General features: G+C 70.6%; 25 protein-coding genes. 9 read left to right on the top strand and 16 right to left on the bottom strand.

Going from position 1 to position 26,606, the window contains the following annotated elements; all coding sequences use genetic code 11:
* Window positions 1-99: 99 nt before the first annotated feature.
* Window positions 100-1,926: an endonuclease/exonuclease/phosphatase family protein gene (locus J5X86_RS25375; protein ID WP_208519031.1), complete on the top strand. Its 1,827-nt coding sequence runs from the start codon at window positions 100-102 to the stop codon at window positions 1,924-1,926.
* 77 nt (window positions 1,927-2,003) lie between these two features.
* Here the strand turns inward: J5X86_RS25375 and dapD are convergent, their stop codons facing one another.
* From dapD to J5X86_RS25320, 11 genes are all read right to left on the bottom strand, one after another.
* Window positions 2,004-2,993 carry a 2,3,4,5-tetrahydropyridine-2,6-dicarboxylate N-succinyltransferase gene (gene dapD, locus J5X86_RS25370; RefSeq protein WP_208519030.1) on the bottom strand — a complete coding sequence of 330 codons (990 nt, stop codon included), beginning with the start codon at window positions 2,991-2,993 and terminating at the stop codon, window positions 2,004-2,006.
* Between the two features lie 150 nt (window positions 2,994-3,143).
* Complete coding sequence (locus tag J5X86_RS25365; protein WP_208519029.1) at window positions 3,144-3,719, bottom strand: TetR/AcrR family transcriptional regulator; 576 nt, start codon at window positions 3,717-3,719, stop codon at window positions 3,144-3,146.
* Window positions 3,719-4,039: a multidrug efflux SMR transporter gene (locus tag J5X86_RS25360; RefSeq protein WP_078640796.1), complete on the bottom strand. Its 321-nt coding sequence runs from the start codon at window positions 4,037-4,039 to the stop codon at window positions 3,719-3,721. The genes J5X86_RS25365 and J5X86_RS25360 overlap by 1 nt, the downstream gene beginning before the upstream one ends.
* Before the next feature lie 116 nt (window positions 4,040-4,155).
* Window positions 4,156-4,491, bottom strand: coding sequence for a metal-sulfur cluster assembly factor (locus tag J5X86_RS25355; RefSeq protein WP_059144908.1), 336 nt, complete (start codon window positions 4,489-4,491; stop codon window positions 4,156-4,158).
* Window positions 4,488-4,952, bottom strand: a complete 465-nt coding sequence (gene sufU, locus J5X86_RS25350) for a Fe-S cluster assembly sulfur transfer protein SufU (RefSeq protein WP_078640797.1) — start codon at window positions 4,950-4,952, stop codon at window positions 4,488-4,490. The genes J5X86_RS25355 and sufU overlap by 4 nt, the downstream gene beginning before the upstream one ends.
* Window positions 4,953-4,963: 11 nt before the next feature.
* Complete coding sequence (locus J5X86_RS25345) at window positions 4,964-6,220, bottom strand: cysteine desulfurase (protein ID WP_208519028.1); 1,257 nt, start codon at window positions 6,218-6,220, stop codon at window positions 4,964-4,966.
* Entirely contained in the window at window positions 6,217-6,981 is a 765-nt protein-coding gene (gene sufC / locus J5X86_RS25340; protein WP_208519027.1) for a Fe-S cluster assembly ATPase SufC, read from the bottom strand. The genes J5X86_RS25345 and sufC overlap by 4 nt, the downstream gene beginning before the upstream one ends.
* Before the next feature lie 7 nt (window positions 6,982-6,988).
* Window positions 6,989-7,312 (bottom strand): bifunctional 3-phenylpropionate/cinnamic acid dioxygenase ferredoxin subunit, encoded by a 324-nt coding sequence (locus J5X86_RS25335; protein WP_078640800.1) that lies wholly within the window; start codon window positions 7,310-7,312, stop codon window positions 6,989-6,991.
* Entirely contained in the window at window positions 7,309-8,478 is a 1,170-nt protein-coding gene (sufD, locus tag J5X86_RS25330; protein WP_078640801.1) for a Fe-S cluster assembly protein SufD, read from the bottom strand. Before sufD ends, J5X86_RS25335 begins: the two co-directional genes overlap by 4 nt.
* Window positions 8,479-8,571: 93 nt before the next feature.
* On the bottom strand, window positions 8,572-9,993 hold the full coding sequence (gene sufB / locus J5X86_RS25325; protein ID WP_119986924.1) for a Fe-S cluster assembly protein SufB: 1,422 nt from the start codon (window positions 9,991-9,993) through the stop codon (window positions 8,572-8,574).
* Complete coding sequence (locus J5X86_RS25320) at window positions 9,990-10,790, bottom strand: metalloregulator ArsR/SmtB family transcription factor (protein ID WP_208519026.1); 801 nt, start codon at window positions 10,788-10,790, stop codon at window positions 9,990-9,992. The genes sufB and J5X86_RS25320 overlap by 4 nt, the downstream gene beginning before the upstream one ends.
* A gap of 206 nt (window positions 10,791-10,996) precedes the next feature.
* On the opposite strand from J5X86_RS25320, the gene J5X86_RS25315 reads away from it, so the two are divergent.
* The 3 genes from J5X86_RS25315 (at window position 10,997) to J5X86_RS25305 (ending at window position 13,769) form a co-directional block, all read left to right on the top strand.
* The gene (locus tag J5X86_RS25315; RefSeq protein WP_208519025.1) at window positions 10,997-11,923 is read left to right on the top strand and encodes an ABC transporter ATP-binding protein; all 927 of its coding nucleotides are present in this window, start codon (window positions 10,997-10,999) and stop codon (window positions 11,921-11,923) included.
* Window positions 11,920-12,693, top strand: a complete 774-nt coding sequence (locus tag J5X86_RS25310) for an ABC transporter permease (RefSeq protein WP_014059863.1) — start codon at window positions 11,920-11,922, stop codon at window positions 12,691-12,693. Before J5X86_RS25315 ends, J5X86_RS25310 begins: the two co-directional genes overlap by 4 nt.
* A gap of 83 nt (window positions 12,694-12,776) precedes the next feature.
* Window positions 12,777-13,769, top strand: a complete 993-nt coding sequence (locus tag J5X86_RS25305) for a heme A synthase (RefSeq protein ID WP_208519024.1) — start codon at window positions 12,777-12,779, stop codon at window positions 13,767-13,769.
* Here the strand turns inward: J5X86_RS25305 and J5X86_RS25300 are convergent.
* From J5X86_RS25300 to J5X86_RS25290, 3 genes are all read right to left on the bottom strand, one after another.
* Window positions 13,739-14,878 (bottom strand): amidohydrolase, encoded by a 1,140-nt coding sequence (locus tag J5X86_RS25300; RefSeq protein WP_243981328.1) that lies wholly within the window; start codon window positions 14,876-14,878, stop codon window positions 13,739-13,741. The genes J5X86_RS25305 and J5X86_RS25300 overlap by 31 nt on opposite strands.
* An 84-nt stretch (window positions 14,879-14,962) precedes the next feature.
* The gene (locus J5X86_RS25295; protein ID WP_243981326.1) at window positions 14,963-15,382 is read right to left on the bottom strand and encodes a hypothetical protein; all 420 of its coding nucleotides are present in this window, start codon (window positions 15,380-15,382) and stop codon (window positions 14,963-14,965) included.
* Between the two features lie 24 nt (window positions 15,383-15,406).
* Window positions 15,407-16,357 carry a heme o synthase gene (locus J5X86_RS25290; RefSeq protein ID WP_208519023.1) on the bottom strand — a complete coding sequence of 317 codons (951 nt, stop codon included), beginning with the start codon at window positions 16,355-16,357 and terminating at the stop codon, window positions 15,407-15,409.
* Window positions 16,358-16,751: 394 nt separating this feature from the next.
* Between J5X86_RS25290 and tkt the strand changes: the two genes are divergently transcribed.
* Genes tkt through pgl form a run of 5 tightly spaced genes read left to right on the top strand, consistent with a single transcriptional unit; the run spans window position 16,752 to window position 23,448 of the window.
* Window positions 16,752-18,830, top strand: coding sequence for a transketolase (tkt, locus tag J5X86_RS25285; RefSeq protein ID WP_208519022.1), 2,079 nt, complete (start codon window positions 16,752-16,754; stop codon window positions 18,828-18,830).
* Window positions 18,831-18,874: 44 nt separating this feature from the next.
* Complete coding sequence (tal, locus tag J5X86_RS25280; protein ID WP_208519021.1) at window positions 18,875-19,993, top strand: transaldolase; 1,119 nt, start codon at window positions 18,875-18,877, stop codon at window positions 19,991-19,993.
* A 4-nt stretch (window positions 19,994-19,997) separates the two neighbouring features.
* Window positions 19,998-21,521: a glucose-6-phosphate dehydrogenase gene (gene zwf / locus J5X86_RS25275; protein ID WP_208519020.1), complete on the top strand. Its 1,524-nt coding sequence runs from the start codon at window positions 19,998-20,000 to the stop codon at window positions 21,519-21,521.
* Complete coding sequence (opcA, locus tag J5X86_RS25270; RefSeq protein WP_208519019.1) at window positions 21,518-22,669, top strand: glucose-6-phosphate dehydrogenase assembly protein OpcA; 1,152 nt, start codon at window positions 21,518-21,520, stop codon at window positions 22,667-22,669. Before zwf ends, opcA begins: the two co-directional genes overlap by 4 nt.
* Window positions 22,666-23,448 (top strand): 6-phosphogluconolactonase, encoded by a 783-nt coding sequence (pgl, locus tag J5X86_RS25265; RefSeq protein WP_208519018.1) that lies wholly within the window; start codon window positions 22,666-22,668, stop codon window positions 23,446-23,448. Before opcA ends, pgl begins: the two co-directional genes overlap by 4 nt.
* Window positions 23,449-23,562: 114 nt before the next feature.
* On the opposite strand, the gene pgi is transcribed toward pgl, so the two are convergent.
* Together pgi and J5X86_RS25255 are read right to left on the bottom strand one after the other, a co-directional pair.
* Window positions 23,563-25,215: a glucose-6-phosphate isomerase gene (gene pgi / locus J5X86_RS25260; protein WP_208519110.1), complete on the bottom strand. Its 1,653-nt coding sequence runs from the start codon at window positions 25,213-25,215 to the stop codon at window positions 23,563-23,565.
* Between the two features lie 51 nt (window positions 25,216-25,266).
* Window positions 25,267-26,505 (bottom strand): MFS transporter, encoded by a 1,239-nt coding sequence (locus J5X86_RS25255; RefSeq protein ID WP_208519017.1) that lies wholly within the window; start codon window positions 26,503-26,505, stop codon window positions 25,267-25,269.
* Between the last annotated feature and the right edge of the window lie 101 nt (window positions 26,506-26,606).

The raw sequence follows: 26,606 nt of genomic DNA, 5'->3' as shown, positions 1-26,606 counted from the left end.
AGCCACCCGTCCTGTCTTGACAACTTCAGCGCCCAGGAAAGAGATTGACGCGCGTAGAGGCGATTTCCTCGCCGTTCACTCCTTTCGGAGGCCACCACCATGTCCCTTCGCGCACCGCGCGGACCCGTCGCCGTCACCGCCGTCGCCGCCTCCGCCCTCGCGGCCGGGCTGCTCGTCGTGCCCTCGTCGGCCTCCGCCGCCGAGATCCGCATCCATGACATCCAGGGCACCACCCGGATATCCCCGCTCGCCGGACAGCAGGTGACCGAGGTCCCCGGCACGGTCACGGCGATACGCGCCTTCGGCTCGTCGCGTGGCTTCTGGATCCAGGACACCGAGCCCGACCGGGACACGGCCACCAGCGAGGCGATCTTCGTCTTCACCGGATCGACCACGCCCTCGGTCGCCGTGGGCGACTCGGTGCTGGTCTCCGGGACGGTGTCCGAGTACTACCCGGGCGGCAAGGACGCCGGTCTGCAGTCGCTCACCGAGATCTCCAAGGCGACCTGGACGGTCCGGTCCTCCGGCAACGCGCTGCCCGCCGCATACCGGCTCAACCCCGCCACGATCCCCGACCGCTACACCCCGGACGCCGGCGGCGACTCCATCGAGGGGCTGACGCTGCGGCCGCGCTCGTACGCCCTGGACCGCTACGAGTCGCTGGAGGGCATGCGGGTCTCGGTCGAGAACGCCCCCGTGGTCGGCGCGACCAACACCTACAAGGAGCTGTGGGTCACCGCCGAGCCCCGCCACCAGCGGACCGAGCGCGGCGGCGCCCTCTACGGCTCGTACCGCGACCCGAACGCGGGCCGGGTGAAGGTGGTCTCCCTCCTCCCCTACGCCGAGCACCCCTTCCCCGTCGCGGACGTCGGCGACTCGCTGACCGGCACCACGGCCGGGCCGCTGGACTACGACAACTTCGGCGGCTACACGCTCGCGGCCACCACGATGGGCGACCTGGCCGACCACGGCCCGAAGCGGGAGACCACCCGCAAGCAGAAGGCGGACGAACTCTCCATCGCCACCTACAACGTGGAGAACCTCTCCCCCAAGACCGCCCAGTCGAAGTTCGACCGGCTGGCCACCGGGCTGGTGGAGCACCTCGCCTCGCCGGACATCGTCGCGCTGGAGGAGGTCCAGGACGACAACGGCGCCACGAACGACTCGGTGGTGGGCGCCGACGCCACGCTGACGAAGCTCACCGACGCGATCAAGGCGGCGGGCGGCCCCTCGTACGAGTGGCGCCAGATCGACCCGGTTGACGACCAGGACGGCGGCGAGCCGGGCGGCAACATCCGCGTGGCGTTCCTCTACAACCCGAAGCGGGTCTCCTTCACCGACATCCCCGGCGGCGACTCCACCACCCCGGTGACGGTCGAGAAGAAGGGCGGCAAGGCCACGCTGTCGGCCTCCCCCGGACGTATCGACCCGGCGAACGGCGCCTGGAAGGACAGCCGCAAGCCGCTGGTCGGGCAGTTCTCCTTCCGGGGCCGCCCGGTGTTCGTGGTCGCGAACCACTTCAACTCCAAGGGCGGCGACCAGGGCCTGGACAGCCGCTTCCAGCCCCCGGCCCGCTCCTCGGAGACCCAGCGCACCGGACAGGCCAAGACCGTCAACACCTTCGTCAAGGCGCTGCTCAACGCCGACCCGAAGGCCGCGGTGGTCGTCGCGGGTGACCTCAACGACTACCAGTTCTCGCCCGCGCTGGCCGACCTCACCAAGGGCGGTGTGCTGACGGACCTGGTGACCCGGCTGCCGAGGGACGAGCGCTACGGCTATGTCTACAACGGCAATTCGCAGGTGCTGGACCACATCCTGACCAGCCGCGCGCTGCGCCGTGCCGACTACGACATCGTGCACATCAACGCCGAGTTCGCGGACCAGTCCAGCGACCACGACCCGCAGGTGGTGCGGGTGCGCCCCTGAGAAAACCCTTCCGGGGGTGCGGAGGCTGTGCTGCCCCCGCACCTCCGGGACCGGCGCGAAACCCCGCGCGCCCCAACTCAGTTGTGGCTGTGCAGCGCCTCGTTCAGCCCGCCCCAGGAACCGGTGCGGGGCAGCGCCTCGACCGCGCCGGTGATGGAGTTGCGGCGGAAGAGGAGGTTGTCGGCGCCGGAGAGCTCCAGGGCCTTGGCGATCTTGCCGTCCGGGAGGGTGACGCGGGTGCCCGCCGTGACATACAGCCCCGCTTCGACGATGCAGTCGTCGCCGAGCGGGATGCCCAGGCCCGCCTCGGCGCCGAGCAGGCAGCGCTCGCCGATGGTGATCGTCTGCTTGCCGCCGCCGGAGAGGGTGCCCATGATCGAGGCGCCGCCGCCGATGTCGGAGCCGTCGCCGACCACGACGCCCGCGCTGATCCGGCCCTCGACCATGGAGGTGCCCAGCGTGCCCGCGTTGAAGTTGACGAAGCCCTCGTGCATGACCGTGGTCCCGGGGGCGAGGTGCGCGCCGAGGCGGACCCGGTCGGCGTCGCCGATGCGGACGCCGGCGGGGACGACGTAGTCGGTCATCCGGGGGAACTTGTCGACACTGGTCACCGCCAGGTGCAGCCCCTCGGCGCGGGCGGCGAGCCGGGCCCGCTCGACCTGGTCGGCGGCGACGGGGCCGAGCGAGGTCCAGGCGACGTTGGCGAGCAGGCCGAACTGGCCGTCCAGGCTCAGGCCGTGCGGCTTGACCAGCCGGTGGCTGAGCAGATGCAGCCGCAGATAGACGTCGTGCGCGTCCAGCGGCTTCTCGTCCAGCGAGGCGATGACCGTGCGGACGGCGACGACCTCGACGCCGCGCCGGGGGTCCGGCCCGACCGCCTTGAGGGCGGTCTCGCCCAGCAGTTGCGCGGTCCGCTCGGCGTCGAGCCGCTCGGTCCCGGCCGGGCCGGGCTCGGCGGCCAGCTCGGGGGCCGGGAACCAGGTGTCCAGAACGGTGCCGTCCTCGGTGAGGGTGGCGAGACCGGCGGCGACGGCGCCGGTGGGGGCGGTGGTGGATGCATCGGTCATGGTCAGAACGCTAACCGGAGGCGGGGCCGGGAGGCGAACCGGTCTCAGCGAGCGGTCCCGGGGCGGCCCGGCGTGCCGTCTCATCGGCCGATCCCGGGCGGCCCGTCATGCGGCCTCAGCGACCAGTCCCGGACGGCCCGTCATGCGGCCTCAGCGGCCGGTCCCGGACGGCCCGTCGCCGCCGTCTCCGCCCATGATCCGCGCCAGCGCCGCACGAGTGCCCTCCCGGTCGTACGGGCGGTCCGCCAGCAGCACCTGCAAGGTCAGCCCGTCGATCAGAGCCACCACCGCGCGCGCCGTGGCCGCGTCGCGCACCAGTCGCGTCAGCATCCGGGCCATCTCGTCCAGGCACTCGGCGGCGAGCGGCCGCAGCCTCTCATGGCGCAGCGCGGCGAAGTACAGCTCGTACTCCAGCTCCATCCGCGTCCGGTCGCCGGTGAGCTGCTCCTCCAGCCACCGGGCCAGCTCGTCGGCGGGCGGCGCGGCCGGATCGACGCCCTCCACCCAGCTCTCCACCTCCGCCAGCCACTCCGCGTTGATCTGGCGGAGCGCCGCGACCAGCAGGTCGTCGAGGGTCGCGAAGTGGTATGTCGTCGAGCCCAGCGGCACATCGGCCGCGGCGGCCACGGCCCGGTGGCTGAGCCCCGTGATGCCGCGCTCGCGGACCACGGCGGCCGCGGCGTCGATGATCCGCTGGCGCCGCTCGGGGTCGTAGCGGCGGCCCATCAGTGGGCGCCGTTCAGATTGAGCACCACCACCCCGGCGATGACCAGCAGCACGCCGAGCACCTTGGCGGCGGTCATCGCCTCCCCCAGGAAGAGCATGCCGATCGCGGCGATGACGGCGGTCCCGGCCCCGGCCCATATGGCGTACGCGGTGCTGACGGAGATGGACTTGAGCGTGTGCGCGAGCAGCACGAAGGACAGCAGGTAGCCCACGCCCGTGGCCAGCGAGGGCCAGAGCCTGCTGAAGCCTTCGCTGTACTTCATCGAGGTGGTCGCCAGGATCTCGGCCAGGATGGCCCCGGAGAGTGTCACATATGCCATGCGTACAATCGTACACAACGATGCGTACGGCCGTACATAACCAGGGGCCCCGGAACATGCGAACGGCCCCCGCGCCGAAGCGCGGGGGCCGCTCTCAAAGCCCAGGAGGCGAGACGTCAGACGTTGAAGCCGAGGGCGCGCAGCTGCTCACGTCCATCGTCGGTGATCTTGTCCGGGCCCCACGGCGGCATCCAGACCCAGTTGATCCGGAGCTCGTTGACGATGCCGTCGGTCGCGGACTTGGCCTGGTCCTCGATGACGTCGGTCAGCGGACAAGCCGCCGAGGTCAGCGTCATGTCGATCGTCGCGATGTTGGCGTCGTCGATGTGGATGCCGTAGATCAGCCCGAGGTTGACCACGTCGATGCCCAGCTCGGGGTCCACGACGTCGTACAGGGCCTCGCGGACCTCTTCCTCGCTGGCGGGCTTGGTGGTGGTCACGTTGTCACTCATGCGGTCTTCCCTCCGGCGGTCTCACCCAGTGCCTGTGCCGTGGCGTCCTTCCACGCCATCCAGCTCAGGAGGGCGCATTTCACACGGGCCGGGTACTTGGAGACACCGGCGAACGCGATCGCGTCCTCCAGCACCTCCTCCATGGCGTCGTCCGGCTCGGCCTTGCCCTTGGACTGCATCAGGTGCAGGAAGGTCTCCTGGATCCTGCGGGCCTCGGCCAGCTCCTTGCCCACCAGCAGCTCATTGAGCACGGAGGCGCTGGCCTGGCTGATGGAACAGCCCTGGCCCTCGTAGCTCACGTCCTCGATGGTGTCGCCGTCAAGCCGCACCCGGAGCGTGATCTCGTCACCGCAGGTCGGATTGACATGGTGTACCTCTGCGTCGCCGTCCCTCAGGCCCCGTCCATGGGGGTTCTTGTAGTGGTCCAGGATCACGTCCTGGTACATCGAATCCAGCTTCACGCGGCACGCCCCTACCCGAAGAAGTTCCGTACGTGCTCCAGGCCCTCCACCAAGGCGTCGACCTCGGCCGGAGTGGAGTACAGATAGAACGACGCTCGGGTGGTCGCCGGAATTCCATAGCGCAGGCATACGGGGCGGGCGCAGTGGTGGCCGACCCGGACCGCGATTCCCTGCTCGTCGAGCACCTGGCCCACATCGTGGGGGTGGATGTCGCCGAGCGTGAAGGAGATCGTGGCGCCGCGCTCCTCGGCCGTGGTGGGGCCGATGATGCGCAGGTCCGGCACCTCCAGGAGCCTGCCGACCGCGTAGTGCGTGAGGGCGTGCTCATGGCGGGCGATGTTGTCCATGCCGATCGAGGTGAGGTAGTCCACGGCCGCGCCGAGGCCGACGGCCTGGGCGATCGGGGGCGTACCGGCCTCGAACTTGTGCGGCGCCGGGGCGTAGGTGGACGAGTGCATCGAGACGGTCTCGATCATCTCGCCGCCGCCGAGGAACGGAGGCAGGTCCTCCAGCAGCTCCTGACGGCCCCACAGCACACCGATACCGGTCGGGCCGCACATCTTGTGGCCGGTGAAGGCCACGAAGTCGGCCTGGAGCGCCTGCACGTCCAGCAGCATGTGCGGGGCAGCCTGGGAGGCGTCGATCACCACGAGGGCGCCGACGTCCTGGGCGCGGCGGACGATCGCCTCGACCGGGTTGACCGTGCCGAGGATGTTGGAGACCAGCACGAACGAGACGACCTTGGTCTTCTCGGTGATGACCTGCTCCATCTCCGACAGGTCGAGCCGGCCGTCCTCGGTGAGGCCGAACCACTTCAGCTTCGCGCCGGTGCGCTGCGAGAGCAGCTGCCACGGAACGATGTTGGAGTGGTGCTCCATCTCGGTGATGACGATCTCGGTGTCCTGGTCCACCCGGTAGGGCTCGTCGGCCCAGCCGAGCATGTTGGCGACCAGGTTCAGCGACTCCGAGGCGTTCTTGGTGAAGATCACCTCGTCGCGGCTGGGAGCGTTGATGAAGGCGGCGACCTTGTCGCGGGCGCCCTCGTACAGCTCCGTGGCCTCCTCGGCGAGCACATGGACGCCGCGGTGCACATTGGCGTTGGAGCGCTCGTAGTAGTCGTTGAGCACGTCCAGCACCTGGCGCGGCTTCTGCGACGTCGCCGCGTTGTCCAGGTAGACGAGCTTCTTGCCGTCATGGACGACACGGTCCAGGATCGGGAAGTCCTTGCGGATCGCCTCGGTGTCGAGGAGGCCCGGCAACTGTGTCACTCGGACGCGCCTCCCTTCACGTACGCCTCGTAGCCCTCTTCTTCCAGCTTGTCGGCCAGCTCCGGGCCGCCGGACTCGGCGATCCGGCCCGCCGCGAAGACGTGGACGTGGTCGGGCTTGATGTACCGCAGGATGCGGGTGTAGTGGGTGATCAGCAGGGTGCCGACCTGGCCGTCCTCACGGACCCGGTTGACGCCCTCGGAGACCACCCGCAGCGCGTCGACGTCGAGGCCGGAGTCGGTCTCGTCGAGGATCGCGATGGCCGGCTTCAGCAGCTCGAGCTGGAGGATCTCGTGGCGCTTCTTCTCACCGCCGGAGAAGCCCTCGTTCACATTCCGCTCGGCGAAGGACGGGTCGATGTTGAGGCGCTCCATGGCCTCCTTGACCTCCTTCACCCAGGTGCGCAGCTTGGGCGCCTCGCCGCGGATCGCGGTCGCGGAGGTGCGCAGGAAGTTGGAGACGGAGACGCCGGGCACCTCGACCGGGTACTGCATGGCGAGGAAGACACCGGCGCGGGCGCGCTCGTCGACGGACATCGCGAGCACGTCCTCGCCGTCCAGCGTCACGGTGCCGCCGGTGATCGTGTACTTCGGGTGCCCGGCGAGCGAGTAGGCGAGGGTGGACTTGCCGGAGCCGTTGGGGCCCATGATGGCGTGCGTCTCGCCCTGCTTCACGGTCAGGTCGACACCGCGCAGGATCTCGCGGGGGCCGCCCTCGGCGTCGACGGAAACGTGCAGGTCGTGGATCTCAAGCGTGGCCATGGGTGCCTCAGGACTCCTGGGTGACGGAGACGAGCACATCGTCCCCTTCGATCTTTACGGGGTATACGGGGACGGGGCGCGTCGCGGGGAGGCCGGACGGCTTGCCGGTGCGCAGGTCGAAGCTGGAGCCGTGCAGCCAGCACTCGATCTGGCAGTCCTCCACCTCGCCCTCGGACAGCGAGACGTTCGCATGCGAGCAGATGTCGTTGACCGCGAACACCTCGCCCTCGGTGCGCACCAGTGCCACCGGCACGCCCTCGAGCTCGACCCGCTTGGGGGTGTCGTCCTCGAGTTCGTCCAGCGCACAGGCGCGTACGAAGGTGTTGGTCATCCTACGGACGCCTCCAGCTCGGCCTCGATCTTGGCGATGAGCCGCTCCTCCAGGTCGGGGATCCCGATCTGCTGGACGACCTCGGCGAAGAAGCCGCGGACCACCAGACGGCGGGCCTCGTCGGCGGGGATGCCGCGCGCCATCAGGTAGAAGAGCTGCTCGTCTTCGAAGCGGCCGGTCGCGCTCGCGTGACCGGCGCCGACGATCTCACCGGTCTCGATCTCCAGGTTCGGCACCGAGTCGACCCGGGCGCCGTCGGTGAGGACCAGGTTCCGGTTGAGCTCGTAGGTGTCGGTGCCCTCCGCGGCGGCCCGGATCAGCACATCGCCGATCCACACCGCGTGCGCCTCCTTGCCCTGCAGCGCGCCCTTGTAGGCCACGTTGCTGCGGCAGTGCGGGGTGTCGTGGTCGATGAAGAGCCGGTGCTCCTGGTGCTGGCCGTTGTCGGTGAAGTACACGCCGTACAGCTCGGCCTCACCGCCCGGGGCGCCGTAGACGACGCGCGGGTGGAGCCGCACCAGATCGCCGCCGAAGGTGACAACCACGGACTTGAAGGTGGCGTCCCGGCCGACCAGCGCGGTGTGCTGACCGACGTGGACCGCGGTGTCGTCCCAGTCCTGGACCGAGACCACGGTGAGCTTGGCGCCGTCGCCGATCAGGTACTCCACATTGGCGGCGAGCGTGGCCTCACCGGTGTGGTCGATGACCACGACCGCCTCGGCGAAGGCGCCGAGCTCGATCACCTGGTGGCCGAAGGCGGTGCCGCCCTCGCCGTGCACGGCGATCCGCACCGGCTCGGTGAGCACCGTCTCCTTGGGCACCGTGACGACCGACGCCTTCTCGAATGAGCTGTACGCCTGGGCCGCCACCCGGTCCACCGGCTTGCCGGCCTTCCCCAGGCGTGCGTCGTCACGGCCCACGGTCTCGACCGTGACGCCCTCGGGGGCGGTCACCTCGACCTTGACGCCGCCGTCGGCGACAGCCGTGCCGTCATGGAGACCGCGCAGCCGCTCCAGGGGGGTGAACCGCCAGTCCTCCTCGCGGCCATGGGGCACCGGGAAGTCGGCCACGTCGTACGACGCGGGCGCGCTCACCCGGGCATCGGTGGGCTGGCCCACCTGGATGACGCCGTCCGTGGTGGATCCGGCCGGGATGGTTTCAGCCATGGCTGTCGTACTGCTCTCTTTCTGCCTGATGGGCCTGAACGGGATGCCCGGGCGGAGGACGGTGCCCCCGCCGGGGCCGGAAGGGGGGTGGCGTCAGCCGACCGCGCCCTCCATCTGCAGCTCGATCAGCCGGTTGAGCTCCAGCGCGTACTCCATGGGCAGCTCGCGCGCGATCGGCTCGACGAAGCCGCGCACGATCATCGCCATGGCCTCGTCCTCGGACAGACCGCGGCTCATCAGGTAGAAGAGCTGGTCGTCGCTGACCTTGGAGACGGTCGCCTCATGGCCCATGGACACGTCGTCCTCGCGGACGTCCACATACGGGTAGGTGTCCGAGCGGGAGATCGTGTCGACGAGCAGGGCGTCACAGAGCACATTGGACTTGGAGCCCTCGGCGCCCTCGCCGATCTCGATCAGACCGCGGTAGGAGGTGCGGCCGCCGCCGCGCGCCACCGACTTGGAGATGATGTTCGACGAGGTGCGGGGGGCCATGTGGACCATCTTGGCGCCCGCGTCCTGGTGCTGACCCTCGCCCGCGAAGGCGATGGACAGGGTCTCGCCCTTGGCGTGCTCACCCATCAGGTAGACGGCGGGGTACTTCATGGTCACCTTGGAGCCGATGTTGCCGTCGACCCACTCCATGGTCGCGCCCTCGTAGGCCACGGCACGCTTGGTGACCAGGTTGTAGACGTTGTTCGACCAGTTCTGGATGGTCGTGTAGCGGCAGCGGGCGCCCTTCTTGACGATGATCTCGACGACCGCGGAGTGCAGCGAGTCCGACTTGTAGATCGGCGCGGTGCAGCCCTCGACGTAGTGGACGTAGGCGTCCTCGTCGACGATGATCAGCGTCCGCTCGAACTGGCCCATGTTCTCGGTGTTGATCCGGAAGTACGCCTGCAGCGGGATCTCCACGTGCACGCCCTTCGGCACGTAGATGAACGAGCCGCCGGACCAGACCGCCGTGTTCAGCGAGGCGAACTTGTTGTCGCCCGCCGGGATCACGGTGCCGAAGTACTCCTGGAACAGCTCCGGGTGCTCCTTGAGCGCGGTGTCGGTGTCCAGGAAGATGACGCCCTGCTCCTCCAGATCCTCACGGATCTGGTGGTAGACGACCTCGGACTCGTACTGGGCCGCGACACCCGCGACGAGGCGCTGCTTCTCGGCCTCCGGGATGCCCAGCTTGTCGTACGTGTTCTTGATGTCCTCGGGCAGGTCATCCCAGGAAGCGGCCTGCTGCTCGGTGGAGCGGACGAAGTACTTGATGTTGTCGAAGTCGATGCCCGACAGGTCCGAGCCCCAGGTGGGCATGGGCTTCTTGCCGAAGAGCTTCAGGCCCTTGAGGCGGAGCTTGAGCATCCACTCCGGCTCGGACTTCTTCCCCGAGATGTCGCGCACGACCTCCTCGGAGAGGCCGCGCTTGGCCGAGGCGCCGGCCACGTCGGAGTCGGCCCAGCCGTACTCGTAGTTGCCCAGGCCCTCAAGCTCGGGGTGAGCGGTCTCCGTGGGGAGAGTCATTCGGGGTTCCTCCCGGCCGTGCTGGCAGATGCGGTGGTGGTCTTGGTGGTACTGGTGTCGGTCTTCTCGACCTTGCCGGTCTTCGGAATGAACGTCGTGCACACCCCGTCGCCATGGGCGATGGTGGCCAGACGCTGCACATGAGTTCCGAGCAGCTGGGAGAAGACCTCGGTCTCCGCCTCACACAGCTGCGGATATCGCTCGGCTGCGTGGGCGACCGGGCAGTGGTGCTGGCAGAGCTGTTCGCCGACCGGCGCGCTGCGCGCCGTAGCAGCGTACCCGTCCACGGAGAGCGCGTCGGCGAGGGCTGCGGTGCGGCGGCCGGGGGCGGCGGCCTCGACGGAGCCGCGGTACCCCTCCGCCTGGGCGGCGAGCCTGGCGCGGGCGAACGCGGCGACCGCGGCACGGCCCGCCTCGCCGCCTCCGGCGCTCTGCTCGATCCAGTGCAGGGCGTCGACGGCGAGCTTGTCGTAAGCCTGGTCGAAGGCATCGCGGCCGCAGTCGGTGAGCGCGAAGACCTTGGCCGGGCGGCCGCGCCCCCGCGCCCCGTACACCCTCTTCTCGCGGGGCTCGACGACGCCGTCGGCAACGAGGGTGTCCAGGTGGCGGCGGACGGCCGCCTGGGTCAGCTCCAGCCGCTGGGCGAGCTCCGCCGCGGTGGAGGGACCATGGTCGAGGATGGAGCGCGCGACCCGGTTGCGGGTGCCGTGCTGCTCTTCCGGTGCGGATGCGGGCGCGCCGGACCGCGCGGCCGCTTCGGCCGCGCGTTCGTTCGGAGCCTCGCTCGCGTATTTCACAACGCCATTGTTGCGTAATTCCCCGGCGCGACACAAGCGGGGAGATCTGCAGGTCCGGTGGGGTACGTCACTTAGGTGTACCTAAGTCCGAGAGGGTCCCGCGCCCCGGTTCCACCTGCGGCGACGCCTTTGCGGCCGGGCGGCGGGCACCGCGGCTTCCGGCCCTGCCGCCCACAGAGGGCCCGGCGATTCGTAGACTGCCGGACATGCGAGAAGAGCCCGCGGTCGACATCGTCGGCCTGGTCAAGCGGTACGGCCCGAAGACCGCGGTCGACGGGCTCGACCTGTCCGTGGACCGGGGCGCCGTGACCGCCGTTCTCGGCCCCAACGGAGCCGGTAAGACCACCACCGTCGAGACCTGCGAGGGGTACCGCCGACCCGACGCCGGCACGGTCCGGATACTCGGGCTCGACCCGGTCGCGGACGCCCCCGCACTGCGCCCCCGGGTCGGGGTGATGCTTCAGTCCGGAGGCGTTTATTCCGGCGCGCGGGCAGAAGAGATGCTGCGCCACACCGCCTCCCTGCACGCGCATCCGGTCGACGTCGACCTGCTGATCGACCGGCTCGGCCTCGGCTCCTGCGGCCGGACCACCTACCGGCGGCTCTCCGGGGGCCAGCAGCAGCGGCTCGCGCTCGCCATGGCCGTCGTCGGCCGCCCCGAGCTGGTCTTCCTCGACGAGCCGACCGCCGGACTCGACCCGCAGGCCCGCCGCGCCACCTGGGACCTCATCCGCGATCTGCGGGACGACGGGGTCACCGTAATGCTGACCACCCACTACATGGACGAGGCCGAGCAACTGGCCGACGATGTGGCGATCATCGACGGCGGCAAGGTGATCGCCCGGGGCAGCCCCGAGGAGCTGTGCCGGGGCGGCGCCGAGAACACTCTGCGCTTCGGCGGCCGACCCGCACTCGACCTGGCCTCGCTCCTCAAGGCGCTGCCCGCCGACTCCACGGCCGCCGAGCTGACGCCCGGCTCGTACCGCGTCACCGGCAAGGTCAACCCCCAGATGCTGGCCACCGTCACCTCCTGGTGCGCGCAGAACGGGGTGATGCCGGACCGGATCTCGGTCGAGCGGCACACCCTCGAGGACGTCTTCCTGGAGCTCACCGGTAAGGAGCTGCGAGCGTGACCGCCACGGGCACTTTTCTCCCCAAGCCGGGGGCGGCCCCGCTGATGAGGATGATCCGGGCGCAGGCCGCGCTGGAGACCCGGATGCTGCTGCGCAACGGCGAGCAACTGCTGCTGACCGTCGTCATCCCGTCCCTGCTGCTGGTGCTCTTCAGCACCGTCGACATCGTCGACACGGGCGCCGACGGCAGCACGGTGGACTTCCTGACACCCGGTGTGCTGGCCCTTGCCGTGCTGTCCACGGCGTTCACCGGACAGGCCATCGCCACCGGCTTCGAGCGGCGCTACGGCGTGCTCAAGCGGCTCGCCGTCTCACCGCTGCCGCGGTGGGGGCTGATGACCGCCAAGACCCTCGCGGTGCTGGTCACCGAGGTCCTGCAGATCGTGCTGCTGACCGCGATCGCGCTGGCGCTGGGCTGGTCCCCGCACGGCGACCCGCTCTCGGTCGCGCTGCTGCTGATCCTCGGCACGGCGGCGTTCTCCGGCCTCGGACTGCTGATGGCGGGCACCCTGAAGGCCGAGGCGACCCTGGCCGCCGCCAACCTGGTCTTCCTGCTGCTGCTCGTGGCCGGCGGGGTGATCGTGTCGCTGGACAAGTTCCCGGGCGCGGTGCGCGGCGCGCTGGAGCTGTTGCCGATCTCGGCACTCTCGGGCGGGCTGCGGGATGTCCTCCAGGACGGGGCCGGGATGCCGTGGCGGGATCTGGGGATCCTGGCGGTGTGGGCGGTGCTGGGGCTGGGCGCGGCGGCGCGCTTCTTCCGCTGGGAATAGCCCGAACACCTCTGCGAGCTGCGGCTTTACCGAAGCACTACCCCTCGTGAAAAGCTGCACAAGCGGCGGCCTACGATGGGCGCGTGCCGAATTCGCTGAATCCGTTCGAGCTGATCGCCCGGCGCTGGCAGCCCTCCGCGCGCTTCGTGCAGCGGGCCGCGCTGGCCACCGTGGTGATGGCCGTGGTCATCGTCGTGACCGGTGGCGCGGTCCGGCTCACCCAGTCCGGGCTGGGCTGTGACACCTGGCCGAAGTGCACCTCCGGCAGCCTGACGCCGACCTCCGACATGGGCATCCACGGCGCCATCGAGTTCGGCAACCGCATGCTGACGTACGTCCTGTGCGCCGTCATCGGACTGCTGATCATTGCCGCCCGCGCCCGGACGCCGGTGCGCCGCTCCCTCACCCGGCTCGGCTGGGCCCAGTTCTGGATCGTCATGGGCAACGCCGTGGTCGGCGGCATCACGGTGCTCACCGGGCTCAACCCGTACATCGTCAGCTCGCACTTCCTGCTGTCCTCCGCGCTGCTCACGGTCGCCGTGGCGACCTGGTGGCGGGCGCGCGAGGGCGACGCCGAGCCGCGCGATCTCGTGGCCGTGCCGGTGCGCCAGCTCACCCGGCTGCTGATCGCCGCCACCGGCGTGCTCATCGTCATCGGCACCGTGGTCACCGGCGCGGGTCCGCACGCCGGTGACGCCCGTAAGGTGCACCGCATCCCGCTGAACTGGCAGGAGATCACCCAGCTCCACGTGGACTTCGTCTACATCGTGCTGGGCCTCACCGTCGCCCTGTGGTTCACGCTGCGGGCCGTGAAGGCCCCGGCCGCCCAGCGCCGTACGGTCCTGGAGCTCCTCGTCGTCCTGCTCCTGCAGGGCGTGGTCGGGTACGTGCAGTACTTCACCCATCTGCCCGAGGTCGTCGTCGGCATCCATATGCTCGGCTCCTGCCTGGTGTGGATCGCGGTCCTGCGGGTGCTGCTCGCCCAGCGCGAGCGCGCCGCGCTTCCGGCGGCCGTCCCCGCCCCCACCGGCGACCACGAGACCGTTCAGGCCGAGCCGGCCGCGTCCAGCCGGTAGACGCGGCGCGCGGTCCCGGCCGCGACCAGCCCGGCGATCCGCTGGGCCTCGGCCCGGGTGCAGATCTCCTCGCCGACCCACTCGTCCGCGAGCCGGGCCATGGCCTGGCCGAACAGCCGGGACGCGGTCACATACAGCTCGGGCAGCCCCCGCGCGCCCGTCGAGAAGAGCAGCTTGCCGAACGGCGCCTCGCCCAGGGTCTCCCCGGGCCGCGGCCCGGCGTCCGCGTAGACATGCGGGAAGGCCGCGGCGAGCTGGGCGGCCCGGCGGTGGTGCGGCCGGTCGGGCAGCAGCACCAGATCGGTGCCGAAGCCCGCCGTGGCGCGCAGAAAGCCGACGAGCGACTGCGGATCGGCGCAGTGCAGCTGCACCGGCAGGCCCGTCGCGACGGCGCTCCACAGCAGATGCTGGGCGAGCGCGGGGTCGGGGGCGCGGTCCCGCGCCGGGCGTACGGTGAGCGCGAGCCAGCGGGCGGCGGCGCGCCGGACCTCACGCGGGTCGGGCGGCAGTTCGTCGCAGAAGGCGATCCCCATGGCGAAGGCGGTCGCGTGCTGGGCCGCCGCGTACAGCGCCTCGGCGGTGTTGCCGATGAAGGCGTCGACCGTGCCGGAGGTGTCGGCGACCTGCTCGGCCAGTGGCTCCAGGCGGACCACCTCATGGACCGCGCCGTCGGCGGTCGCGGCCAGTTCCTCGGCGGTGCTGAGGTCGTCCCGGGCGCCGGACTCCAGCAGGAAGGTGCCGATACCGGCGCCGCGCAGCAGCAGCCGCGCGGCGCGGTAGGCGCCCAGTTCACGGCGGCGGGCGAGATAGCTGACGGGCGCGCAGTGGGGCTCCATGCCCAGCAGCGGGGGGCACCAGCGGCGCACGGCCAGACCGGTCCAGCTGTCGAAGAAGGTGGTGCCGGCCGGGGCCGCACCCGACCCGGCGGCGGCGGCCAGATGGGTTTCGAACGAGCCGACGCCGAGCTCGCCGTCCACCGTGCCGTGGCTGTGCTGGTCGACCAGCGGCGGCAGCGTGATCGGTGGTGCCGCCACCGGGCCCGGCCCGTCCCGGGGGACCGGGCCGGTCGGCGGGCCCAGGGTGTTCGGGGAGTCCGTCGCCTCGTGCATCGCCGCCGCCTCTCGCCCTCCGGCATCGACGGGCTTAACGGACGGAAGGGGTGCGAGGTGTCGCCGGACCCGTTCTCAGGCGTTCTACGAGGCGGGTGCCGGAGGGTTGCCGGGTCCGCCGAGCTGGATGCCCGCCATGCGCGCCCACTCGTACGGACCGGTGCGGACCCTGGCGGCGAGCTCGCCGTCGAAGGCGTCCTGGAGGGTCAGCCCGGCGAGCTCGGCCGCGCGCCGCGCGCTCTCCTGCGAGGGGGCGACGAGGACGCCCCATTCGCCGTCGGCGCCGACGAGGGCGATCCGGACGGAGCCGCGCCCGATGTGGGCGATCTGCCCCTCGGCGCCGCCGCCGTGACCGGTGGCGAAGGCCGTGATCTGGCGGGCGAGCCGCTCGGCCCGCTTCTCGTCCTTGGAGGGCTTGGGCGGCTTCGAGGATGCTTCCGGCGCGGAGAGCTGTGCGGCCGACTCGCCGCTCTCGGTCGGCTCCGGCTGGGTGGTGTCTGCCATACAGGCGATGCTACCCGCCGGTAATCACCGCAGGAAAGGGTCCACGGCCACGGCGACGAACAGCAGCGACACATAGGTGATCGACCAGTGGAACAGCCGCATCTCCTTGAGCTTCGCGCCCATGATCCCGGCCTTGGCGCGCCCCTGGAGGGCGTGCGCCTCCTTGAGCCAGAACCCGCCCAGCACGGCCGCGACCACCGGGTAGAACCAGCCGGTGTAGCCCAGCGGCCACAGCAGCAGGGAGACGCCGACCATGGCCCAGCTGTAGAGGACGATCTGGCGCGCGACCACCTTGTTGCCCGCGATCACCGGCAGCATCGGCACGCTGGCCCGCTCGTAGTCCTCCTTGACCTTCATCGACAGCGGCCAGTAGTGCGGCGGCGTCCAGAAGAAGATCACGAGGAAGAGGATGACGGCGGCCCAGGAGACCTCGTTGGTCACCGACGACCAGCCGATGAGCACGGGCATGCAGCCGGCGATGCCGCCCCAGACGATGTTCTGCGAGGTACGCCGCTTGAGCAACATCGTGTAGACGACGACGTAGAAGACCAGCGCACCGAGCGACAGCATCGCGGACAGCGGGTTGACCAGCGCCCAGAACCAGGCCGTCGACCCCGCCGCGAGCGCGAAGGCGAAGACGAGGCATTCGCGCGGCGAGACCATGCCGGTCACGAGCGGGCGCTGCGCGGTGCGCTCCATCAGCGCGTCGATGTCCCGGTCGTAATACATGTTGAACGCGGCCGCGCCTCCGGCCGACAGATAGCCGCCGACACAGGTCGCGACCACCAGCCACAGGTCGGGGACGCCCTGGGCGGCCAGGAACATGACCGGCACGGTCGTCATCAGCAGCAGTTCGATGACGCGCGGCTTCGTCAGCGCCACGAACGCCTTGACACGGGCCCCGAACGGCCGGTGACCGGAGCTCGTTTCGCTCGTCTCGAGCACCCCCGCAGGACGGGATTCGACGGCCGTCACGCACACCCCTGGTGGAAGCAAGAACCAGCAAGCACCGGACATGAAGAGCCGGTAAAGACTTGCGCGTACCACGCCACTCTAGACGTAGCGGATACGCCGCCCGCCGCCGGGGTCCCCCGTGTTGAAGGGGCACCGCAAGGCACCCGCAAGGCGCCCGTAAGGCGGCCACACACGGCGGACGACGGGCCGGGCAAGGCCCGGAACGGCGCCTTCCGCAGGACCCGGGACACCGTCCGGACGGGCCCCGGAGGGAATGCGGCCACCTCGGAATTCGTTCCTTATCCCGTTGAGTGGAACTCGAAAAGATGACCGTTGTTCCAGGGGTAGGCTCGACATCGCCGGTGCACATACGGTCACCGGATTTCGACATTGTGGAGAGGAGCCCTGACTCAGGGTGAGCACCAAGCCGACTACCACAGACCTCGAGTGGACCGATCTGGACCGGCAGGCCGTCGACACGGCCCGGGTCCTGGCCATGGACTCCGTACAGAAGGTCGGTAACGGCCACCCTGGCACGGCCATGAGCCTCGCGCCCGCCGCGTACCTGCTCTTCCAGAAGCTGATGCGGCACGACCCCTCCGACGCGGACTGGACGGGCCGCGACCGCTTCGTGCTGTCTCCGGGGCACACCAGCCTGACCCTCTACGTCCAGCTTTACCTGGCGGGCTTCGGGCTGGAGCTCGAGGATCTGCGGTCGTTCCGCACCTGGGGCAGCAAGACCCCGGGCCACCCGGAGTACGGCCACACCACCGGTGTCGAGACCACCACCGGCCCCCTGGGCCAGGGCATCGCCAACGCGGTGGGCATGGCGATGGCCGCCCGCTACGAGCGTGGCCTGTTCGACCCGGAGGCGCCCGAGGGCGCCTCTCCGTTCGACCACACCATCTGGGCGATCGTCTCCGACGGCGACCTGGAGGAGGGCATCTCCGCCGAGGCGTCCTCGCTGGCCGGCCACCAGAAGCTGGGCAACATCGTCGCCCTGTACGACGACAACCACATCTCGATCGAGGGCGACACCGCGACCGCGCTCTCCGAGGACGTGCTGAAGCGCTACGAGGCGTACGGCTGGCACGTCCAGCGCATCGAGCAGGCCGAGAGCGGCGACTTCGACATCCACGCGCTGTACGCGGCGCTCAAGGCGGCGCAGGCCGAGACCGAGCGCCCCTCGATCATCGCGGCCCGTACGATCATCGCCTGGCCCGCGCCGAACGCGCAGAACACCGAGGCGTCGCACGGCTCGGCGCTCGGCGCCGACGAGGTCGCCGCCACCAAGCGCGTCCTCGGCTTCGACCCCGAGCAGCACTTCGCGGTCGAGACCGACGTCATCAACCACACCCGCGCCCTGGTCGACCGCGGCCGCGAGGCGCACGCCGCCTGGGAAAAGAAGGTCCAGGAGTGGCGGAACGCCAACCCCGAGCGGGCCGCCCTGTTCGACCGGATCACCGCGGGCGAGCTGCCCGAGGGCTGGGAGTCCGCGCTGCCGGTCTTCGAGCCGGGCAAGGACGTCGCCACCCGTAAGGCGTCCGGCCAGGTGCTCAAGGCGCTGGGCGGGGTGCTCCCCGAGCTGTGGGGCGGCTCCGCCGACCTCGCGGGCTCGAACAACACCACGATCGACGCGTCCTCGTCCTTCCTCCCGAAGGGCAACCCGCTGCCGGAGGCCGACCCGTACGGCCGCACCGTGCACTTCGGCATCCGCGAGCACGCCATGGGCTCGACCATGAACGGCATCGCGCTGCACGGCAACACCCGTGTCTACGGCGGCACCTTCCTGGTCTTCTCCGACTACATGCGCCCGGCCGTCCGGCTCGCCGCGCTGATGAAGCTGCCGGTCACCTATGTGTGGACGCACGACTCCATCGGCCTCGGCGAGGACGGCCCGACCCACCAGCCGGTGGAGCACCTCTCGGTGCTGCGCGCCATCCCGGGCCTGAACGTCGTCCGCCCGGCCGACGCCAACGAGACGGCCATCGCCTGGCGCGAGATCACCCGCCGCCACACCGCGAACCCGGCTCCGCACGGCCTCGCGCTGACCCGGCAGAACGTGCCGACCTACGAGGCCAGTGAGGACGCCGCCAAGGGCGGTTACGTCCTCTTCGAGGCCGAGGGCGGCCAGCCGCAGGTCATCCTCATCGGCACCGGTTCCGAGGTGCAGCTCGCCGTGGAGGCGCGTGAGCAGCTCCAGGCCGCCGGGGTTCCGACCCGCGTCGTGTCAATGCCCTCGGTCGAGTGGTTCGAGGAGCAGGACAGGGGGTACCGGGAGACAGTGCTGCCGCCGTCCGTCAAGGCCCGCGTGGCCGTCGAGGCGGGTATCGGCCTGACCTGGCACCGCTACGTCGGCGAGGCCGGCCGCATCGTCTCGCTGGAGCACTTCGGCGCCTCCGCCGACTACAAGGTGCTCTTCCGGGAGTTCGGCCTCACCGCCGAGGCCGTGGTGACCGCCGCCCGCGAGTCTCTCGACGCCGCCGGGCGCTGACCCCCGCAGACGACTTAGTAGCGACGAGTAGGAGAACACATCCCATGACAGACGCACTCAAGCGGCTGGCCGACGAAGGCGTCGCGATCTGGCTCGACGACCTCTCCCGTAAGAGGATCACCTCCGGCAACCTGGCCGAGCTGATCGACCAGCAGCATGTCGTAGGCGTCACCACCAACCCGTCGATCTTCCAGAAGGCGATCTCCGGCGGTGAGGGCTACCAGCAGCAGGTGGCCGACCTCGCGGTCCGCAAGGTCACCGTCGAGGAAGCCGTCCGCATGATCACCACGGCGGACGTCCGCGACGCGGCCGACATCCTCCGGCCGGTCTACGACGCGACGGGCGGCCAGGACGGCCGGGTCTCCATCGAGGTCGACCCGCGCCTGGCCCACAACACGGCCGCCACCATCGCCGAGGCCAAGCAGCTCGCCTGGCTGGTGGACCGGCCCAACACCTTCATCAAGATCCCGGCGACCGAGGCGGGGCTGCCCGCGATCACCGAGGTGATCGGCCTGGGCATCAGCGTCAATGTCACGCTGATCTTCTCCCTGGAGCGGTACCGCGCGGTCATGGACGCCTTCCTGGCCGGTCTGGAGAAGGCCAAGGCCGCGGGCCTGGACCTGCAGAAGATCCACTCGGTGGCGTCCTTCTTCGTCTCCCGCGTGGACACCGAGATCGACAAGCGCATCGACAAGCTCGGCACCGATGAGGCCAAGGCGCTGCGCGGCAAGGCCGCCGTCGCCAACGCCCGCCTCGCGTACCAGGCGTACGAAGAGGTCTTCAGCTCCGACCGCTGGGCCGCCCTGGACCGGGCGAACGCCAACAAGCAGCGTCCGCTGTGGGCCTCGACCGGCGTCAAGGACCCGGCGTACAAGGACACCATGTACGTCGCGGACCTGGTCGCCCCCGGCACCGTCAACACCATGCCGGAGGCCACCCTGGAGGCGGTCGCCGACCACGGCGAGATCAGCGGTGACACCGTGCGCGGCACCTACGAGCAGGCCAAGGCCGACATCGACGCGCTGGCCGGGATCGGGATCTCCTACGACGACGTCGTCCAGGTCCTGGAGGACGAGGGCGTCGAGAAGTTCGAGTCCGCCTGGAACGACCTGCTGAAGTCCACCGAGGCGGAGCTCAAGCGCCTCGCACCCTCGGAGGCGTGAAACCGTGACCAGCAGCAATCCGCTGCGTGACCCACGAGACCGACGGCTCCCGCGCATCGCGGGGCCGTCCGGCCTCGTGATCTTCGGCGTCACGGGCGATCTGTCCCGTAAGAAGCTCATGCCCGCCATCTACGACCTGGCCAACCGCGGACTGCTGCCGCCGGGCTTCTCGCTGGTCGGCTTCGCCCGCCGCGACTGGGAGGACGAGGACTTCTCCCAGGTCGTGCACGACGCGGTCAAGGAGTACGCGCGGACCCCGTTCCGCGAGGAGGTCTGGCAGCAGCTCGCCGAGGGGTTCCGCTTCGTACCCGGCGCGTTCTCCGACGACGAGGCGTTCACGACTCTGCGGGCGACCATAGAGGAGCTCGACAAGGCGCGCGGCACCGGCGGGAACTTCGCCTTCTACCTGTCGGTCCCGCCGAAGTTCTTCCCCACCGTCGTCCAGCAGCTCAAGAAGCACGGGCTGTCGCAGGGGCAGGGCGACTCCTGGCGGCGCGCGGTCATCGAGAAGCCCTTCGGCCACGACCTGAAGAGCGCCCAGGAGCTCAACCAGGTCGTCCACGAGGTCTTCCGGCCCGGCGATGTCTTCCGGATCGACCACTACCTGGGCAAGGAGACGGTCCAGAACATCATGGCGCTGCGGTTCGCCAACACGATGTTCGAGCCGATCTGGAACCGGTCGTACGTCGACCATGTGCAGATCACCATGGCCGAGGACATCGGCATCGGCGGGCGCGCGGGCTACTACGACGGCATCGGCGCGGCCCGTGACGTCATCCAGAACCACCTGCTGCAGCTCCTCGCGCTGACCGCCATGGAGGAGCCCGCCTCCTTCGGGGCGTCCTCCCTGGTCACCGAGAAGCTGAAGGCGCTCCGGGCGGTCAAGCTGCCCAAGGAGCTGGGCAAGCACACGGTGCGCGGGCAGTACGCCCCCGGCTGGCAGGGCGGCCAGGAGGTGCACGGCTATCTCGAGGAGGAGGGCATCGACCCCCACTCGAAGACCGACACCTACGCCGCGATCAAGCTGGAGATCGACAACCGCCGCTGGGCGGGTGTCCCCTTCTACCTGCGCGCCGGCAAGCGGCTGGGGCGGCGGGTCACCGAGATCGCGGTGGTCTTCCAGCGCGCCCCGCACTCCCCCTTCGACGCCACCGACACCCAGGAGCTCGGGCAGAACGCCCTGGTCATCCGGGTGCAGCCGGACGAGGGCGTCACCATCCGGTTCGGCTCCAAGGTGCCCGGCACCTCCATGGAGATCCGGGACGTGACGATGGACTTCCAGTACGGCGAGTCCTTCACCGAGTCCAGCCCCGAGGCATACGAGCGGCTGCTGCTCGACGTCCTGCTGGGCGAGGCGAATCTCTTCCCCCGCCATGAGGAGGTCGAGCAGTCCTGGCGGATCCTCGACCCGATCGAGGAGTACTGGGAGAAGCACGGCAAGCCCGAGCAGTACACGTCCGGGACCTGGGGGCCGAAAGCCGCGGACGAGATGCTCGCACGAGACGGACGGAGCTGGCGGCGGCCATGAACATCGATCTCACGGACACCACGTCCAGCCGGATCAACTCCGCTCTGATCCAGGCGCGCCGGTCCACCGGCACGCCGGCCGTGGGCATGGTGCTGACCCTCGTCATCGTCACCGACGAGGGCAATCACTACGACGCGCTCCGGGCGGCGAGCGACGCGTCCAAGGAACACCCCTCGCGCATCCTGGTCGTCATCAAGCGGCCGGGCCGGTCGCCGCGCGACCGCAAGATCGCCCGGATGGACGCCGAGGTGCGGGTCGGCGGCGAGACCGGTACCGGCGAGACGGTACTGCTGCGGCTGCACGGCGAACTCGCCAACCACGCCTACTCGGTGGTCCTGCCCCTGCTGCTGCCGGACGCCCCGGTGGTGGTGTGGTGGCCGGAGGACGCCCCGGAGCACCCCAGCGAGGACCTGCTCGGACAGCTCGCCCAGCGCCGGATCACCGACGCCCAGGCCACCGAGGACCCGGTCGCGGCCCTGGGGCTGCGGGCCGCGACCTACACCCCGGGCGACACCGATCTGGCCTGGACCCGGATCACCCCGTGGCGCAGCGTCCTGGCCGCCGCCCTGGACCAGCGGCACTCCCCGATCACCTCCGCGGTCGTCGAGGGCGAGGCGTACAACCCGAGCAGCGAGCTGCTCGCGCTGTGGCTCGCCGAGCGACTGGGGGTGCCGGTGAACCGGCAGGTCTCGGAGGGCCCAGGGCTCACCGCGGTGCGGCTGGAGACGGCCGACGGCGTGATCTGCCTGGACCGGGCGAACGGCTCGCTGGCCGAGCTGGCGATGCCGGGCCAGCCCGACCGGCATGTGGCGCTGCAGCGGCGTGAGGTGTCGGAGCTGATCGCCGAGGAGCTGCGCCGACTGGACCCCGACGAGATCTACGCGTCGTCGGTGAAGTTCGGCGTGAACAAGCTGGGCAAGGGCGGCGTGGGCACGCTGGAGCGGGACGCCAAGGCCGCCCCGGCGACTCAGGTGGCACCGGAGCCGGACCGGCCGCCGCTGCCGACCCGGGACCCGGAGGCGCCGCCGGAGCATGCGCCCGGCTCGCCGAAGAACCCGCCGCAGGCACCGGCACAGCCGCCGGCTCCCAAGCCTCACCCCCCGGCGAAGGCCCAGGAGCGGAAGGCGGACGGGAAGGCGGACAAGTGACCGCACCACAGGTGGTCGTCCACCGCGACAAGGAGCTGATGGCCCAGGCCGCGGCGGCCCGGCTGATCACGAAGATCGTGGACGCCCAGGCCGCCCGTGGCTCCGCCTCGGTCGTCCTGACCGGCGGGCGCAACGGCAATGGCCTGCTGGCCGCGCTCGCCGCCTCCCCGGCGCGCGACGCGGTCGACTGGTCGCGGCTGGACCTGTGGTGGGGCGATGAGCGATTCCTGCCGGAGGGCCACGCCGACCGCAATGTCACCCAGGCCCGCGAGGCGCTGCTGGACGCGGTGGAGCTGGACCCGGCGCGGGTGCACGCGATGCCCGCGTCCGACGGGGCGAACGGCGGTGACGTGGACGCCGCGGCCGAGGCGTACGCCGCCGAGCTGGCCCGGGCCGCGCGGCCGGAGAACCACGGCGCGGTGCCGTCGTTCGACGTGCTGCTGCTGGGCGTCGGCCCGGACACCCATGTGGCCTCGCTCTTCCCCGAGCTGCCCGCCGTCCGGGAGACCGAGCGGATGGTGGTCGGGGTGCGCGGCGCGCCCAAACCGCCGCCCGTACGGACCTCGCTGACCCTGCCCGCGATCCGCGCGGCACGGGAGGTGTGGCTGCTGGCGGCCGGTGAGGACAAGGCGAGGGCGGTCACGATAGCCCTGTCGGGTGCCGGGGAGCTGCAGGCTCCGGCGGCGGGCGCGTACGGCCGTCGCCGCACGCTGTGGCTGCTGGACCGGGCCGCGGCGACGGGTCTGCCGCGGGAGCTGTATCCCCCGGCGTCGCCGTAACCCTCGTATCGCAGACGATCCCCCGCGCGCCTCGGGCGCCCGGGGGATCGTCGCGTTTTCCCCGCTGTTCCGTGCTGTTCCGTGCTCTCCGTGCTCTTGCGCTGCGTCGGGGCCTCAGCGGCCGCGCAGCGAGCGGTAGGTGGCGACCAGATGCTCGGTGGAGGTGTCCAGACCCGGCACCTCGGCGCCCTCGGTCAGGGCGGGCTCGACGCGCTTGGCGAGCACCTTGCCCAGCTCCACTCCCCACTGGTCGAAGGAGTCGATGTTCCAGACGGCGCCCTGGACGAAGACCTTGTGCTCATAGAGGGCGACCAGCTGGCCCAGCACCGACGGGGTGAGCTCGGAGGCGAGGATGGTGGTGGTGGGGCGGTTGCCCGCGAAGGTCTTGTGCGGCACCAGCTCCTCGGCCACCCCCTCGGCGGCGACCTCCTCGGAGGTCTTGCCGAAGGCCAGCGCCTGGCCCTGGGCGAAGAGGTTGGCCATCAGCAGATCGTGGTGGGACTCCAGCCCGGGCGGCATGTCCTTCACCGGCCGGGCGAAGCCGATCAGATCGGCCGGGACCAGCTTGGTGCCCTGGTGGAGCAGTTGGTAATAGGCGTGCTGGCCATTGGTGCCGGGGGTGCCCCACACGATGGGGCCGGTCTGCCAGCCGACGCGGTTGCCGTCCCGGTCCACGGACTTGCCGTTGGACTCCATGTCCAGCTGCTGCAGATAATCGGTGAACTTCGACAGATAGTGGCTGTACGGCAGGACGGCATGCGCTTGGGCGTCATGGAAATTGTCGTACCAGATGCCCAACAGGCCCATCAGCAGGGGGACGTTCTCCTCCGGCGGGGCGGTGGCGAAGTGCTCGTCGACCAGATGGAAGCCGGCCAGCATCTCGCGGAAGCAGTCCGGGCCGATGGCGACCATCAGGGAAAGGCCGATGGCCGAGTCATAGGAATAGCGCCCGCCGACCCAGTCCCAGAACCCGAACATGTTGTCGGTGTCGATGCCGAACTCGGCGACCTTCTCGGCATTGGTCGACACCGCCACGAAGTGCTTGGCGACGGCCTCCTCACCGGCCCGCAAGCCGGTCAGCAGCCAGTCGCGGGCGGAGAGGGCGTTGGTAATGGTCTCGACAGTGGTGAAGGTCTTGGAGGCGACGATGAACAGCGTCTCGGCCGGGTCCAGATCGCGCACCGCCTCATGCATATCCGCGCCGTCCACATTGGAGACGAACCGGAATGTCATCGAGCGGTCGGAATAGGCGCGCAGCGCCTCGTACGCCATCTTCGGGCCCAGATCGGAGCCGCCGATGCCGATGTTGACGACATTCTTGATCCGCTTGCCGGTGTGGCCGGTCCAGTCACCGGACCTGACGCGATCGGCGAAGACGGCCATCTTGGCGAGCACGGCGTGCACTTCGCCGACGACGTCCTCACCGCCCAGCTTGATCTCCGCTGAGTGTGGTGCGCGCAGCGCGATATGCAGCACCGCGCGGTCCTCGGTGGTGTTGATCCGCTGGCCGCGGAACATGGCGTCCCGCAGCTCGGCCACCTTGGTGGCCCGCGCCAGCTCGCGCAGCAGCCGCAGGGTCTCGTCGGTCACCAGGTGCTTGGAGTAGTCGACGTGGAGATCGCCGACCTGAAGGGTGAGGCGGCGCCCGCGCTCCGGGTCGCCCTCGAACAGGTCGCGCAGATGCGCATCGCCCAGATCCTTGCGGTGTGCGGCCAGCGCGTGCCACTCCGGCAGCCGGTCCAGCCTGGTGCGGCCTTCCATGGTCATCTCGGACATCAGCCCACTTCTCGTCGGTGCCTGGCCCCCGTGGCCACCAACCTAATTGATGACAGACCGCATTCCCGGAACGAGGGCCGCCACCCCGCAGACGAAGAGCGCGGCCGCCCCCAGCGCGGGGGTGTTGAGCCCCCACGCCTCGGCCATCACCCCGCCCAGCAGCGCGCCGAGCGGGGTGCCCGCGATCGACAGGGTGCGGAAGGCTGAGCTCACCCGCCCCAGGGCCCCGTCGGGGCTGCGCTGCTGCATCATCGTCACCTCGGTCACGTTCCAGACGATCCCCGCGAAGCCGAAGAGGCCCATGGCGGCGACCGCGACCGGCAGGCTCCGTATCGCCCCGAGGACAACCAGGGCGCCGATCTGCGCGATGCCGCACACCACGAGGGCACGGACGCGGCCCAGCTTCTCGGTGAGCCGGGCGGCCACCAGCCCCCCGATCACACTCCCGATGCCGTACACGGTGATGACGGCCGCATAGCCGGTGTTCCCGGCGTCCAGCCAGCCGGTGATGTGCAGCACCAGGGTGGCGATGAGCGCGCCGATGCCGATATTGCACAGCGTGGTGGAGGCGCACAGCGCCCGCAGCGTCCGGTCCCGCCACAGCACGGCCAGGCCCTCGGCGATATCGCGCCGCAGCGATCCGCCCGGCGGGCGCGGGGCCCGCTGAGGGGGCGTCACCCCCAGCGAGGCGACCAGCACGGCGGCGGCGAGATAGGTGACCGCGTCCGCCGCGAACGGCATCGCGGCGCCGAGGCCCAGCAGCACCGGCACCAGCGGGGCGCCCACGAACCGGCCCATGACCTCCTGCCCGGTCATCAGCCGGGCGTTGGCCCTGCCCAGCGCCTCCTGCCCGACCACCGAGGGCAGCAGCGCCGTGGCGGCGTTGTCGAACAGGGTCTGCAGCGTGGTCAGGGCGAAGGCGAGGGCGAGCAGCAGCCCGATGGTGGCCTGGTCCAGCCAGACCGCGACGGCGAACCCCGCCATCAGGACGGCCCGCGCGCCGTCCACCGCCCACATCGCCCGCCGCTGGTCCACCCGGTCGGCGATCGCCCCGCCGATCAGCCCGAACAGCAGCCAGGGCAGAAAGCCGCAGGCGGTCACGAGCGAGACCAGCACCGGCGAATCGGTGAGCGAGACGGCCAGCAGCGGCAGCGCCGCACCCCGCAGGGCGTCCCCGAACCGGGAGACGACCGCGGCCGCCCACAGCCGCCCGAACCCCCCGCGCCACGCGGGCACCGCCGGTTTTCCGGCGCCCAGCTCACCGGCGTCCACCGCGGCCATGACAATCCCCCCCCATGCATCCGCCCCGCCCGGTGGGACGGCTCCCCCCGGAGATTCAGCACCCCACGACCGTAGCCCGCACCACTGACAACGGCCCGGCC

The organism is Streptomyces sp. NEAU-YJ-81, assembly GCF_017592595.1.
Classification (GTDB): domain Bacteria; phylum Actinomycetota; class Actinomycetes; order Streptomycetales; family Streptomycetaceae; genus Streptomyces; species Streptomyces hygroscopicus_B.
The sequence above is the reverse complement of the archived record's forward strand: the minus strand, read 5'-3'. Positions and strand labels throughout refer to the sequence as shown.

Coding starts and splice junctions, on each gene's coding strand:
- J5X86_RS25375 (WP_208519031.1), top strand. CDS start 100: ATGTCCCTTCGCGCACCGCGCGGACCCGTCGCCGTCACCGCCGTCGCC.
- dapD (WP_208519030.1), bottom strand. CDS start 2,993: ATGACCGATGCATCCACCACCGCCCCCACCGGCGCCGTCGCCGCCGGT.
- J5X86_RS25365 (WP_208519029.1), bottom strand. CDS start 3,719: ATGGGCCGCCGCTACGACCCCGAGCGGCGCCAGCGGATCATCGACGCC.
- J5X86_RS25360 (WP_078640796.1), bottom strand. CDS start 4,039: ATGGCATATGTGACACTCTCCGGGGCCATCCTGGCCGAGATCCTGGCG.
- J5X86_RS25355 (WP_059144908.1), bottom strand. CDS start 4,491: ATGAGTGACAACGTGACCACCACCAAGCCCGCCAGCGAGGAAGAGGTC.
- sufC (WP_208519027.1), bottom strand. CDS start 6,981: ATGGCCACGCTTGAGATCCACGACCTGCACGTTTCCGTCGACGCCGAG.
- J5X86_RS25335 (WP_078640800.1), bottom strand. CDS start 7,312: ATGACCAACACCTTCGTACGCGCCTGTGCGCTGGACGAACTCGAGGAC.
- sufD (WP_078640801.1), bottom strand. CDS start 8,478: ATGGCTGAAACCATCCCGGCCGGATCCACCACGGACGGCGTCATCCAG.
- sufB (WP_119986924.1), bottom strand. CDS start 9,993: ATGACTCTCCCCACGGAGACCGCTCACCCCGAGCTTGAGGGCCTGGGC.
- J5X86_RS25315 (WP_208519025.1), top strand. CDS start 10,997: ATGCGAGAAGAGCCCGCGGTCGACATCGTCGGCCTGGTCAAGCGGTAC.
- J5X86_RS25300 (WP_243981328.1), bottom strand. CDS start 14,878: ATGCACGAGGCGACGGACTCCCCGAACACCCTGGGCCCGCCGACCGGC.
- J5X86_RS25295 (WP_243981326.1), bottom strand. CDS start 15,382: ATGGCAGACACCACCCAGCCGGAGCCGACCGAGAGCGGCGAGTCGGCC.
- tal (WP_208519021.1), top strand. CDS start 18,875: ATGACAGACGCACTCAAGCGGCTGGCCGACGAAGGCGTCGCGATCTGG.
- opcA (WP_208519019.1), top strand. CDS start 21,518: ATGAACATCGATCTCACGGACACCACGTCCAGCCGGATCAACTCCGCT.
- pgi (WP_208519110.1), bottom strand. CDS start 25,215: ATGACCATGGAAGGCCGCACCAGGCTGGACCGGCTGCCGGAGTGGCAC.
- J5X86_RS25255 (WP_208519017.1), bottom strand. CDS start 26,505: ATGGCCGCGGTGGACGCCGGTGAGCTGGGCGCCGGAAAACCGGCGGTG.